The organism is Sphingomonas sp. (assembly GCF_030145815.1).
Taxonomy (GTDB): Bacteria; Pseudomonadota; Alphaproteobacteria; order Sphingomonadales; family Sphingomonadaceae; genus Sphingomonas.
In genome coordinates this window covers 31,603-45,116 of record NZ_JAIXHL010000018.1, presented here as the reverse complement: position 1 = coordinate 45,116, position 13,514 = coordinate 31,603, and the positions used below count along the sequence as shown (strand labels likewise).

Annotated in this window: 8 protein-coding genes; 3 read left to right on the top strand and 5 right to left on the bottom strand. The window is 64.3% G+C overall.

Annotation, left to right across the window (positions count from 1 at the left end; genetic code table 11):
- The first annotated feature begins 46 nt into the window (after positions 1-46).
- Positions 47-1,189 carry an SET domain-containing protein gene (locus KYX69_RS15780; protein WP_300498860.1) on the top strand — a complete coding sequence of 381 codons (1,143 nt, stop codon included), beginning with the start codon at positions 47-49 and terminating at the stop codon, positions 1,187-1,189.
- On the opposite strand, the gene KYX69_RS15775 is transcribed toward KYX69_RS15780, so the two are convergent.
- The 3 genes from KYX69_RS15775 to KYX69_RS15765 are packed head-to-tail and all read right to left on the bottom strand — an operon-like array spanning position 1,190 to position 5,649.
- Positions 1,190-1,852 (bottom strand): hypothetical protein, encoded by a 663-nt coding sequence (locus tag KYX69_RS15775; RefSeq protein ID WP_300498859.1) that lies wholly within the window; start codon positions 1,850-1,852, stop codon positions 1,190-1,192.
- Between the two features lie 57 nt (positions 1,853-1,909).
- A complete protein-coding gene (locus KYX69_RS15770; RefSeq protein WP_300498857.1) occupies positions 1,910-3,757 on the bottom strand; it encodes a CHASE4 domain-containing protein in 1,848 nt (615 codons plus the stop codon).
- Between the two features lie 14 nt (positions 3,758-3,771).
- Entirely contained in the window at positions 3,772-5,649 is a 1,878-nt protein-coding gene (locus tag KYX69_RS15765) for an EAL domain-containing protein (protein WP_300498855.1), read from the bottom strand.
- 451 nt (positions 5,650-6,100) lie between these two features.
- On the opposite strand from KYX69_RS15765, the gene KYX69_RS15760 reads away from it, so the two are divergent.
- A complete protein-coding gene (locus KYX69_RS15760) occupies positions 6,101-9,088 on the top strand; it encodes a TonB-dependent receptor (protein ID WP_300498853.1) in 2,988 nt (995 codons plus the stop codon).
- A 74-nt stretch (positions 9,089-9,162) separates the two neighbouring features.
- Entirely contained in the window at positions 9,163-10,659 is a 1,497-nt protein-coding gene (locus KYX69_RS15755) for a glucoamylase family protein (RefSeq protein ID WP_300498851.1), read from the top strand.
- Between the two features lie 51 nt (positions 10,660-10,710).
- Here KYX69_RS15755 and lepA read toward each other — a convergent pair whose 3' ends face one another.
- Both lepA and KYX69_RS15745 read right to left on the bottom strand, forming a co-directional pair.
- Positions 10,711-12,519: a translation elongation factor 4 gene (gene lepA, locus KYX69_RS15750; protein ID WP_300498849.1), complete on the bottom strand. Its 1,809-nt coding sequence runs from the start codon at positions 12,517-12,519 to the stop codon at positions 10,711-10,713.
- Between the two features lie 43 nt (positions 12,520-12,562).
- Positions 12,563-13,507 (bottom strand): tetratricopeptide repeat protein, encoded by a 945-nt coding sequence (locus KYX69_RS15745; RefSeq protein WP_300498960.1) that lies wholly within the window; start codon positions 13,505-13,507, stop codon positions 12,563-12,565.
- Positions 13,508-13,514 lie beyond the last annotated feature (7 nt).

Sequence of the window (13,514 nt, the reverse complement as noted above, 5' to 3'; positions counted from 1 at the left end):
GTGCGAGTCGGAACAGGGTAAATGAATCCCTTCGCAAGGGGGTTTCATGGCGGGCGATGTCTGGTTTTTGATCGCGATGAGCGCCAGCTTTGCCGCCTATGGCGCGTATCTGCTGGGCCTGCGCCGTGCGACCGTGCGGCCCAACCGCGCCTCCTGGCTGATCTGGAGCGCGTCCGCCGCCGCCGAAGCGTTGACCTATGCCGCGGTGAACCCGGGATCGCCGCAGGGATGGGTGTTCATCCTGTCCGCCGTCTGTTGCCTGATCGTCACCGCCGCATTGTGGCGCGGATCGAACTGGGCGCCGCCGACGACGATCGAAGCGTTTTGCATGGCCGCGTGCCTCAGCGCATTGCTGATCTGGGTGGCGTTTCGTGAGGCCTATTGGGCGCATATGCTGGTGGTCGCGGCGGTGCCGGTCAGCTTCTGGCCGACCTGGGTCAGCGTGTGGAAGGACCGCAGCGCCGAACGCTCGCCGGCCTGGGGGCTGTGGACCTTTGGCGACCTCGCCACCCTGCTGGTCGCGGTGCGCGCGGGCGGGTCGGGGCCGGATGAATTCGCCTATATCTTCGTTGAGCTCGCCTGCCATGCCAGCATCTGGTTCATGATCGGGCTGGCGACGATCAACCCGCTGCGCTCGTTCGGCTGGGCGCGCGGGGGCCTGGTGGTGCTCGACCGCTATCGCCATCCGCGCAACCTGTTCACGGTCGGCGAGAATCATCTGGGCAAGGCGGTCTATGCCACGTGTCGCTTTGCCGAGGGCGCGGAGCTGATGCGCTTCACCGGCCGGCGGTTTCATGTCGACGATATCCCCAGCCTGATGCGCGGGAGCGACGACCGCTTCGTGCAGGTGACGCCCGACCATTATATGGGGCCGTCGGGGCAGCTCGACGATCTGGTCAACCATAGCTGTGACCCCAATGCCGGGCTGCGCTTCACCGACGATGGCGTGATCCTCGTCGCGCTGCGCGACATCGTGTCGGGCGAGGAGATCAGCTGGGATTACTCGACCACGCTCGCGCAATCCAACTGGCACATGATCTGCCAGTGCCGGTCGCCCGAGTGCCGCCGCGTGATCGGCAATTTCGACACGCTGAGCCCCGAGCGGCAGGAGTTTTTCCGCGCGCGCAACCTGGTCGCGCCCTATCTGCGGCGCAAGGACGCGGTGACGCCGGTGCGGCGGGCGAGCTGATTATTTGACCGGCGGCAGGGGTTCGCGCAGCGGTTTGCGCGGACCAGCCAGCTCGCGCGCGATATCGGCAGCGATGGCCAGCGAGTCCGCGTCGCCGCGGGCCTTCAGCAGGTCGCGGCGCACCTCCATCCGTGCGCGTCGTGCCGCGGGGGGCAGTGCCGCGATGGCGATATATTCGCGCACCGCCTTGAGCCAGCGCGAGTCCGGCAGGGCGGTATCCTCGGCAGTGCGCGCGAATGGGTAGGAGATGACGCGATAGTCATCGCCCTCGCGCTTCAGAAACAACACGACCCATTGTTTGGGGTGGAATGTCGTGCGGACGCAGCCGCCGTCATACGCCTCTGGATGGGCGCGGACGAGTTCGCGGGGGTCGCTGGGCCGGGCGGCCGCGGTCTCAGGTTCTAGCACTCCAGGCGCATAGGCCACGATCCGATCGTCTTTGACCTCCCGACCGGGTGCCCCTTTGAGGATGACGAGTGATGCGAACAGGATTTCCGGCTCGCCATTAGCGCCTGTCCGCTGGTCGAATGGCTGAGCAACGATGATGGCGTCGGCCTGCGCGGCCAGCTCCAGCGTCGTCGGGACGCGGTAGCCGGGTGCGACGCTGCACGCATGGGCGGCGGGTGCGGCAAGCAGTGCTAGTGCGAGGAAGAAGCTGCGCATCGCCCAACCCTGTCGCAGCGCGTCAGTGATAGCGAGGGACAAAACCAGTCGCGATCCTCAGGCCGCGACATCCTCCCGCACCAGATCCGATGCGGCGAGTTCGAGCACCGCGCTGGCGCCGATGCCGACGCCTTCGCTGACCAAGGTCAGGCTGCCGCCCATCGCGACCATCGTGTTCGCGCACCAGTGCAGGCCGAGCCCGCCGGACTTGTTGACGCGGGTCGAATAGCCGCGCTGGAACAGCTGGGGCGCGTTCGCCGGGTCGAAGCCTTCGCCATCGTCGGTGATGCGGATTTCCATGCGGTCGCCGATTTCGCGGATCGACACGGCGATGCTGCCCCCGTCGCGACCGGTCGCGGCAATGGCCTCGGCGGCGTTGGAGAAGAGGTTGCCGATCACCTGGCTCAGCAGCACGCGGTTCGCCAGCACCCAGTGCGGGGTCGAGGGGAAGTGGAAGGCGATCGAGCTGGCGCCCGAATAGCGCGCGATCGTGGCGTTGCGCGCGACGATGTCGGTGACGTCGCAGGTTTCGAGCGGCGGGCGCTCATGCGCCTGTTCCTGCTGACGCCCGATGATTTCGAGGACGTTATGCAGCGCATCGCGGCCGATGCCGAGCTGTTCCTTGCGCGCTTCCCGCGCTTGGGCTTCGCTGGACAGCGCGGCGGCGACGAAGGCGACCAGTTTCTGGCGGCGCGCGGGGGGGATGCTGTCATCGGCCAGCTCGCTGAGCGCACGGTCGAGCAAGGCGCGGTCGGTCGCGGGTGCCTCGCCCAGCCCCTGGCTGAGCACGGTGCTGATCGGGTTCAGCGCATTGCGGACATTGTGCATGACCGCAACGGCGCTTTCGGACTGGCCGAGCTTGAACGACTGCGCCTCGACCTGTTCGCGCAGATCCTTGAGCTGGACCAGCATCGCGTTGAAGCTGTCGACCAGGCTGCCGATCTCGTCGCGGCGCGGCGCTTCGGTGAGGGGTACGAGGTTCCCCGATCCACGCACCACGCCCATATGCTGTTCGACGCGGTTGAGCGGGCGCAGCACCAATCGGCCGATCATCACGCTGAGCACCGCCATCACCAGCAGCATCAGCGCGGTGGTGCCGACGACGGCGAGTTGCAGCATGTTGCGGCCGAGCCGGGACAGGTCGCGGGGGACGCGGAAGGTGGCGCTGGCGATGCTGTCCCCGCCCTCCCCCGGAACCGGTACGGCGACGGCGATGTCCCGCTCGCCCAGGTCGAGGCGCGGCGCGGACACGGGCGCATTGAGCGCAAGACCTGCGCGAAGCTGGAGCAGATTGCCGAGCTGCTGCGAGGTGATCATGCGCGCCATCACGACATGGCCGCGCGGATCGCCGGTGCCGTCGGTGCGGCGGACCTGCGCGATGCCGATTGCGGCGATGCGGTCGCCGAGCCGCGCGTAGAAGCTGGCGCTGTTATCCTTCGCCAGCGCGCGGCGGAAATCGATGCGGCGGATTTCGGCGAGCAGTTGCGCGCGCAGCTGGGGCGAATCCTTGCCGGTCTCCAGGTCGATCCAGCGCGCGATCACGATGCCGCCGTCCGGGCGGACATAGGCCATGCCGTTGACGCCGAGATTGACCATCGCGGAGGTGGCGAAGCTGTCCTCCTCAAACGCGCGGTTGGGCGCGCCCATATAGTCGTAGCTCTCGTTCCAGTCGCCATAGTCGCGCACCGATGCCTCGACCTTGGACGCATATTCGGTCAGCGCGGCGCGGGTGCGTTCGACATGGCCGTCGATCGCCTGTGCTTCGAGCCGGTCGAAGCTGGGGGTGATGACGAGTGCGAGCAGCAGCGTGATGCTGGCGGCACCAAGCAGCGCGACCCCGGTCAGGATCGCGACAAGCTTGGCCCCGAGCGAACGTGGAATGCGGGAACGGATGCGGTCGAACATGGTTCGCGGCGCCGTCACCCGTAGGTGCCGGTGGCCGGTGCCGGAGTGGACTCCTCCTCGTCGCCCATGAAGCGTTCATGCGCGGCGCGGATCGCGACATCGGCCTCAAGCGGGCGGGCGAGATAATAGCCCTGGACATGGCTGCACCCGGCGACGCGAAGCGCCTGGAGATGCGCTTCGGTCTCGACGCCTTCGGCCACCACTTCCAGCCCCAGCGCGCGGCCGAGATGGATGATCGAGTGGACGATCGCGGCGCTTTCGCGCTCGCGGCCCATGCCGTCGATGAAGCTGCGGTCGATCTTCAGGCAATCGAGCGCGAATTTGCGGATATTGTAGAGCGAGGAATAGCCGGTGCCGAAATCGTCGAGCGCGATGCGGAAGCCCATCTGGCGCAGGCGATAGAGGGTGTCGGCGGCGCGCTCGGCATTGTCGAAGATGGCGGTTTCGGTGATCTCGATCTGCACGCGGCGCGGCTCGATCCCGGCGCGCTGGACGCGTTCCACGACATGGCCGACGAAATTCTGCCGGCGGAACTGGCGCGGCGAGAAATTGACCGAGACATATTGGCCCGGCCATTGCTGCAGCATCTTGAGCGATTCATCGAGCACCCAGTCGCCCAGCTCGTGGATCAGGTTCGATTCCTCGGCGATCGGGATGAACATGCCGGGTGAGATCGGGCCATATTCGGGGCTGTTCCAGCGCAGCAATGCTTCGAACGCGACGATCTCCAGCCGGTCGCGCGCGACGATCGGCTGATAGACCAGCCGCAGCTCGCCATTGGCGATGGCCTGGCTGAGGCCGCCTTCGATCTGGCGGCGGAAGCGGATCGATTCGTCCATGCTCTCGTCGAACACGCGCACGACGCCGCGGCCCGCGCGCTTGCTTTCGTTGAGCGACAGGTCGGCGCGGCGCATCACGTCGATCGGATCATGCTTCATGCCCGGCTCGACGATGACCAGCCCCGCGGACGCGGAGCCCTGCACCGAATGGCCGAACACGGTGAAGGTCTTGGTACAGGCGAGCAGCAGGCGCTCGACTGCGGCAATCGCATCGCCCTCGCCCGCGACTTTCATCAGCACCGCGAACTCGTCGCCGCCCAGCCGCGCGACAAAGCCGCCCGGCGGCACCGCCCCTTCGATCGTCGCGCAGACCATCCGGATGAGCTCGTCCCCGGCAAGATGGCCGAACGTGTCGTTGACCAGCTTGAACCGGTCGAGGTCCATCATCGCCATCGCGAAGGTGTCGGGACCGCGCACATGGTCGGTCAGCGCGCGCATGAAGGCGAGCCGGTTGGGCGCGTCGGTCAGGCTGTCGTGATTGGCGAGGTGGCTGGCCTTGCTCTCATTCGCGGCGAGCTCTGCCTTCTGCTCTTCCAGCAGCGCCATGGCGCGCGCGAGCTGCTGATCGACTTCCCAGCGCTTGCCCAGCGCGGTTGCGGTCTGGACAACTTCTTCCACCTGGAAGGGCTTGGCAATGTAGAAGATCTTGTCGGCGGGACCGGCGGCGCGGCTGATTTCGAGCGGGGAGAAATCGGAATAGCCGGTGACGATGACGATGTTGATATCGGGATCGATCGCACGGATGCGCTTGGCGGTCTCCTTGCCGTCGATGCCCGGCGGCATGCGCACGTCAATGAAGGCGACCGGGAACGGGTTGCCGCTGGCCTTTGCCTTTGCCACGGCCTCGACGCCGTCCAGTCCCTGCATGCAATGGACCGTCTCGAATTCCGGCAGATCGCCGACGGGTGCGGTCGCGACCTCGTCATCGCCGAACAGTTCTGCGGCCATCGCGTCGAGCGCAGCGCCCTGCGCCGCCCCGATACCGCTGCCCTTGAAGCATTGGCGATAGGATTCGTGCATCCCGGCTTCATCGTCCACGATCAGAATGCGCAAGGCCAAGTCCCCTCTTCCACTTGCATCCCGCGTACGCGGTGCGGGTTAAGGCGAGGTAAAAGGGTTAACGCCGCGTTCCCCATCGGCTCCGGGACTTGCCCTAAAAAAATGGGGCGCCGCGGACTGGCCGGGCGCCCCGTCGAGTTCAGGAGGGGAAAAATGCGTCTCCGCACACCGGCTGTATGCGGCGGATGCGGCGATCGAACCACGGTCAGACTCTGACGCAAGCCGGTGCGGCGGCGCGCACCATACCCAAAATGCGCGCCCGAACTTTTTCTATACAGCTGTCATGAAACCGGTTACAGTTTTGGCGCAAAGAACATAATAGGCGGGCCGTCGAGTCGCGCATCATGCGCACGCGGCGGTTCAGGGTAAACGTTGTCAAACCTCCAGGGGGGATGCTGTGAAGGCTTCACATTCCGCAACTAACGGACTTATTCGCGGTTCGCGCTTGCGCGCCGCTGCTGCTGCACTCGCATGGTCGAGCGCGGGGACGGTGCTGGCCATCGGCCTCGCGGTACCGGCGCAGGCTCAGGTCTCCTCGTCGCTGCGCGGCAAGGTCACGGCCGAGGGCGGTGTCAGCCAGGTGACGGCGGTCAACGTCGATACCGGCTTCACGCGCACCAGCACGCCGAGCGCCGATGGCAGCTACCAGTTCGCATCGCTCCCCCCCGGCACGTACCGGCTTGAGGTGACCACCCCCAGCGGCGTACGTCGCACGGACGAGTTCCGCCTGGCGGTCGCGCAGAACGCCGTGTTCGATTTCGACCTCTCGACGCCGCAGGTGGCGTCCGCCGATGGCGGCGACGAGATCATCATCACCGGCGGTCGTATCCGTTCGATGCAGGGCGGCGAAGTCGGCACGACGATCAGCCCGCGCCTGATCGAGCAGCTGCCGCAGAACAACCGCAACTTCCTCGCGTTCGCCGACTTGGCGCCGGGTGTTCAGTTCATCACCAACGGCAGCGACCAGTCGCGCCTGCAGGGCGGTGCGCAGAACTCCAACACCGTCAACATCTTCATCGATGGCGTCGGCCAGAAGGATTACGTCCTCAAGAACGGCATCACCGGCCAGGATTCGACCCAGGGCAACCCGTTCCCGCAGTCGGCGATCGCCGAATATCGCGTGATCAGCTCGAACTACAAGGCCGAGTTCGACCAGGTCAGCTCGGTCGCGATCACCGCGGTGACCAAGTCGGGCACCAACCAGTTCGAGGGGTCGGGCTTTGTCGACTTCACGAACCAGGACCTGCGCGATCCGACCCCGAACGAAATCCTCCGACCCGGCGCGACCGGCAAGATCCGCACCAAGGATCTGCAGTTCGGCGGCACGCTGGGCGGTCCGATCATCAAGGACATGCTGCACTTCTTTGCCAGCTACGAAGGCAAGCGCCGCATTACCCCGCGGTCGGTGACCTTCCCGTCGTCGCTGAGCTCGGGCCTGTCGCTGGTTCCGGCGGCGCTCGCTGCGAATTACGGTCAGTTCAACGAAGAGTTCAACGAGAACCTGTATTTCGGCAAGCTCACCTTCACCCCGACCGATAGCGACCTGTTCGAAGTTTCGGGCAAGTATCGCGACGAAACCGGCGAGCAGTTCAACAGCGGCATCGCCGCGTTTGAAACCCGCACGCTGGCCCGCGTGAAGGAAATCCGTGGCCTTGCCCGGTGGGAACATACCGCCGAAAACTGGGTCAACGACTTCAAGGTCGCGTATGAAGACGTGACGTGGAACCCGCGTCCGGCGACGGAGGCCAACCGCAACGTCTATCGCATTCGCATTCCCAACCCGGCCAATCCGGCGCAGAATCTGGACGGCAACGTGCTGGAAACCGGTGGCGGCACCAATTTCCAGGACAAGGGGCAGAAGGGTTGGCAGATCTCCAACGACTTCACCTATACCGGTCTTGAAGGTCACACTTTCAAGGCGGGCGTGAAGGCGAAGTGGGTCACGCTCAACTCGCTGCAGCTGAACGGCTTCAACCCGGTGTTTCGCTATTTCACCCCGCTGGGTGCGACCACGCTCAACACCACGACGCCGTATCAGATGAGCTTCCAGGCGCTGGCCGGCGGCTTCACCGACGCGCAGCTGCGGTCGAAGAACTTCCAGCTCGGCCTGTATATTCAGGACGATTGGGATGTGACCGATCGCCTGACGGTCAATCTGGGCCTGCGCTGGGACTATGAAGAGACCCCGGCGTTCCTGAACTATGTCCATTCGGCGGCACAGGTCGCGGCGGTCCAGCCGGCGAATTATCCGAACCTGGTCGGCGCCAACTACAATATCAACGATTACATCTCGACTGGCAGCGAGCGTAAGGCGTTCACCGGTGCGTTCCAGCCGCGCTTCGGCTTCAACTACAAGATCGACGAAGCGGGTCGTTTCGCGATCTTCGGCGGGTTTGGTCGCTCCTATGACCGCACTCAGTTCGACTTTATCCAGCAGGAGCTGGCTCAGGGGTCGGCAGCGGGCCGGACGTTCAACTTCATCGTCCCCGGCGATACGGTCAACGTCTGCACGCCGAGCGTGACCTGCATCCCCTACAACCCGATCTATCAGACCGAAGCGGGTCGCGCGGCGCTGATCGCCGGGCTGCCGGCGGGTGCGGGACGTGAGCTGCGCTTCATCAAGAACGACCTGAAGACGCCGTATTCGGACCAGTACAGCATCGGCCTGCGCGGCGATTTCGGGCTGCTCAATGCCGAGATCGGGTATTCGCACGTCGAAAGCCGCGACGGGTTCGTCTATCTGCTCGGCAACCGTCGTCCGGGCGGGCTGTTCTTCCCGGCGACCGGCAACCCCGATGCGCCGTTCGGCTTCCCGCCGTCGCCGTTCGGGTCGATCATCATCGGCGACAACGGACTTGAGACCAACGCCGACACCGGCTTCATCAAGCTGATCAAGCGTTACACCAAGACGTCGCCGTGGAGCATCGACGCGACCTACACCTACACCAAGGCGAACGAGAATCGTCAGTTCGGTGAAGTGTTCTCGCTCGATTACTCCAGCATCGACGAATATCCGTTCCGTCCGTCGGCGGGCGTGCGCAGCCATCGCTTCGTGATGGCCGGCACGGTCGACATCCCGTACGGCATCACGCTGGCGACCAAGTTCCAGATCGCGTCGCCGGTCTGGCTCAAGCGCTTCGCGACCACACCGGGCGTGGGCGTGCCGGGAACCAAGGACATCGTCGCGATCGAAGCGGACGGCAATGGCGACAAGTGGGGCTATCGTCAGCTCGACCTGTCGGCGACGAAGGAGTTCAAGCTCGGCTTCATCAATGACAACACCCGCGTGTGGTTCCGCATCGACATCATCAACCTGATGAATGACCGCAACTATAACGGGTTCAACTCGACCACGGGTCGACGCGACTACAACAACTACAACATCGACGGCCCGCCGCGCACGGTGAAGGTCTCGACCGGGTTCAACTTCTAATCCCGGTTTCGGTTACGGCGCGCGGACGGATTCCCCCGTCCGCGCGCCTTTTTTTATGTGTAAAGGAGTATCCCATGGGCTTTCGCCTGCCTTCGCTCGGCCTTGCCATGCTGCCACTTGCGGCCGCCTGTTCGACCACGCCGGCAGCGGTCAGCCCCCCTGCCCCCGCGCCCGTCGCCGGTCAGGCGGCGTTTGCCGAGGATCTCTCGCGCCGCACCTTCGACTATTTCTGGGAGACGACCAGCGTCGAGACCTGCCTCGCGCCGGACCGCTGGCCGTCCAACCCCTTTTCCAGCATCGCCGCGACGGGCTTTGCGCTGACCGCGTACGGCATTGGCGCCGAGCGCGGCTATGTGACGCGCGAGGCCGCCGCAGAGCGGACGCGCAAGTGCATGGAATTCTACTGGAACGCGCCGCAGGGCCCGGCGGTCAGCGGCACCGCGGGGCATAAGGGTTTCTTCTACCATTTCCTGAAGAATGGCGACGGCACGCGCTATCGCAATACCGAGCTGTCGACGGTCGACACCACGCTGCTGCTGGGCGGCGTGCTGTTCGCGCAAAGCTATTTCGACCGCGACAATCCGACCGAGGCGGCGATCCGCGATCTGGCAGAGAAGATTTATGGCCGCGTCGACTGGACCTTTGTTCAGCGCGAGCGCAGCACAATCCCCTCGGCGAACAGCAAAGGCGGCAAGGCGATCGCGATGGGATGGTATCCCGAGCGCGGCAACGGCGGCGATTTCGGGACGCATGACTGGGTCGGCTATGACGAGGGGATGCTGGTCTATATCCTCGCGCTCGGGTCGCCGACGCATGCCGTAGGCAAGGACGCGTGGGACACCGGCTGGTCGGGCAAGCTCGGCAAGAGCTGGGGCACCTATTACGGGCAGGAGCATCTGCAGTTCGAGCCGCTGTTCGGCCACCAGTACAGCCATGTGTGGGTCGATTTCCGCGGCATCCAGGATGCGTTCATGGCCGGCAAGGGCATCGATTATTTCGAGAATAGCCGCCGCGCGACGCTGGCCCAGCGCGCCTATGGCGTCGACAATCCGGGTAAATGGACCGGATATTCGGGCGATATCTGGGGCTGGACCGCGTCGGACGGTCCCGGAGGCGCGGCCAATGGGCGGGTCGTCAATGGCGAGCCGCGTGAGTTTCAGGGCTATTCCGCACGTGGCGTGAGCAGCTATCGCATCGTCGATGATGGCACGATCGTGCCGACGGCGGCGGGCGGATCGGTCGCGTTTGCGCCCGAAATCGCCCTCCCCGCGCTGATGGCGATGCGTGCGAAATATGGCGACAAGCTGTATCAGCGTTACGGCTTCAAGGACGCATTCAACCCGAGCTATACCTTCACCGATGTCGGCAGCCGCGATGGCGTGGTCGATGCGAAGCATGGCTGGTTCGCCCGCGATTATCTGGGCATCGATCAGGGACCGATCCTGGCGATGCTGGAGAACCACCGCAGCGGCCTGGTGTGGAAGACAATGCGCAAGAACCCGCATATCCGCCGCGGGCTGGAGCGTGCGGGGTTCAGGGGCGGGTGGCTGGAGCGACCGGCCGGGAAGTGACCACCGGATAGAGAAAGGGCCGCCCGACGCATTGCCGGGTGGCCCATTTTCTTATTCCTCGCCCATCCGCAGCGCGGCGATGAAGGCTTCCTGCGGGATGCTGACCGAGCCGTACTCGCGCATCTTCGCCTTGCCCTTTTTCTGCTTGTCCAGCAGCTTGCGCTTGCGGGTGGCGTCGCCGCCATAGCATTTGGCGGTCACGTCCTTGCGCATCGCGCTGATCGTTTCGCGCGCGATCACCTTGCCGCCGATTGCGGCCTGGATCGGGATCTTGAACAGATGGCGCGGGATCAGTTCCTTCAAGCGCTCGCACATGCCGCGCCCGCGCGCTTCGGCGGTGGAGCGGTGGACGATCATGCTGAGCGCGTCGACCGGCTCTTCGTTGACGAGGATGCCCATCTTGACCAGATCGCCCTCGCGATAGCCGATCTGCTCATAGTCGAAGCTGGCATAGCCCTTCGACAGCGATTTGAGGCGATCGTAGAAATCGAACACGACTTCGTTGAGCGGCAGTTCGTAGGTCACCTGCGCGCGGCCGCCGACATAGGTCAGGTTCTTCTGGATGCCGCGGCGGTCCTGACACAGTTTCAGGATCGACCCGAGATATTCGTCGGGGACATAGATCACCGCCTGAATCCACGGTTCGGCGATGCTCTCGATCTTGTTGGGATCGGGCATGTCGGCGGGGTTGTGCAGCTCGATATGGCCGCCGCCATGGGTCAGCTCGATCTGGTACACCACCGACGGCGCGGTGGTGATGAGGTCGAGATCGTACTCGCGCATCAGCCGTTCCTGGATGATCTCCAGATGCAAGAGGCCAAGGAAGCCGCAGCGGAAACCGAAGCCGAGCGCGGCGCTGGTTTCCATCTCGAAGGAGAAGCTGGCGTCGTTGAGGCGCAGCTTGCTGATGCTCTCCCGCAATTTCTCGAAGTCGTTGGCGTCGACCGGGAACAGGCCGCAGAACACCACCGACTGGACTTCCTTGAAGCCCGGCAGTGCTTCGGTGGCGGGGCGCTTGGCATCGGTCAGCGTGTCGCCGACGCGTGCCTGCGCCACTTCCTTGATCTGTGCGGTGATGAAGCCGATCTCGCCGGGGCCGAGGTCGGCGAGCTGCTCGATCTTGGGCCGGAAACAGCCGACGCGATCCACCAGATGCGTGGTGCCACTCTGCATGAACTTGACCTGCTGGCCCTTTTTGATCGTGCCGTCGATGACGCGGATCAGGATGACGACGCCGAGATAGGGGTCATACCAGCTGTCGACCAGCATCGCCTTCAAGGGCGCGTCGGGATCGCCCTTAGGCGAGGGGATGCGCTCGCACACGGCGTTCAGGATTTCGTCGATGCCGATGCCCGACTTGGCCGAGGCGAGCACCGCGCCCGACGCGTCGATGCCGATCACTTCCTCGATCTCGTTGCGGACCTTTTCGGGTTCGGCGCTGGGCAGGTCGATCTTGTTGATGACCGGCACGATTTCATGGTCGTGCTCGATCGACTGATAGACGTTGGCGAGCGTCTGCGCCTCGACGCCCTGCGCCGCGTCGACCACCAGCAGCGCGCCCTCGCACGCGGCCAGCGACCGGCTCACTTCATAGGCGAAGTCGACATGGCCCGGCGTGTCCATCAGGTTGAGGACATAGTCCTTGCCGTCGGCCGCCTTCCAGTCGAGGCGCACGGTCTGCGCCTTGATCGTGATGCCGCGCTCCTTCTCGATCTCCATATTGTCGAGCACCTGCTCGGACATCTCACGCGCGGTCAGACCGCCGGTGCGTTGGATGAGGCGATCGGCCAGGGTCGACTTGCCATGGTCGATATGCGCGATGATCGAAAAATTGCGGATACGGGAAATGTCGGTTGCCATAACCCGCGCGCGTAGCAGGGGGCGACGGGCTTGCGAAGGGGGATCAGTGGGACTGCGCGGCGATGATGCGGTCGATTTCGGCGATGACGTGGTTGGCATAGGAAGCCAAGACATCATGGCCGCCCTTTATCAAAACCGCGCGGGCGGATTTTGCTTGGACGGTCAAAGCGCTTAGATCAACAGATTGGCTGCGGCATTCCGTCAAAAACGCAAGAGCAAGGCAAAATGATAGGGTGGTTACTGCCCAGTCTAGTGGTGCCTGCTCCAGAGTTCTCTCTGCCAGCGCCAGACGATAGGCCGCCGCCGCCTCCTCAAGCCACGCCGACCCTCTATTTCTTAAGCCAAGCTTCAAAAGAGCGTTGCCCAAGCTATTCTGCGTCATCGCCCACTTGAACGGAACCCGATCACGCGTCCGTTCACCGAGCGCTAGACGATACGCCGCCACCGCATCGTTGAGCCTTGCCGTCCCGCTCTCTCTTTCGCCCAGCGCTTGAAGCGCGTTGCCCAGATTATGTTGAATCATCGCCCAATCGAGAGGAACTCGTTTGCGCGTCCACTCCTCCAGCGCAAGACGATAGGCAATCACTGCCATCTCTAGCCGCGCCGTCCCACTTTCCCGTTCGCCCAGTATCCCCAGTGCATTCCCCAGATTATTTAATGTCATTGCCCAGTCTAGCGGTACGCGTTCACGCGTTCTTTCCTCAAGCGCAAGACTATAGGCTGCTACCGCCTCTTCTAGTCGCACCGGCCCATTTTCCCGCTCACCTAGCGCTTGAAGCGCATTACCCAGATTATTTTGCGTCGAGGCCCAGTCGAGTGGATCACGCTCGCGCGTCCGCTCCTCCAGCGCCAGACGATAGGCAGCCACCGCCTCCTCCAGCCGTGCCGCGCCACCCTCCCGTTTACCCAGCCCCTGTAGCGCATTAGCCAGGTTATTTTGTGTCGCTGCCCAGCTGAGCGGTGCGTTTTCACGCGTTCGTTCCTCCAGAGCCAGC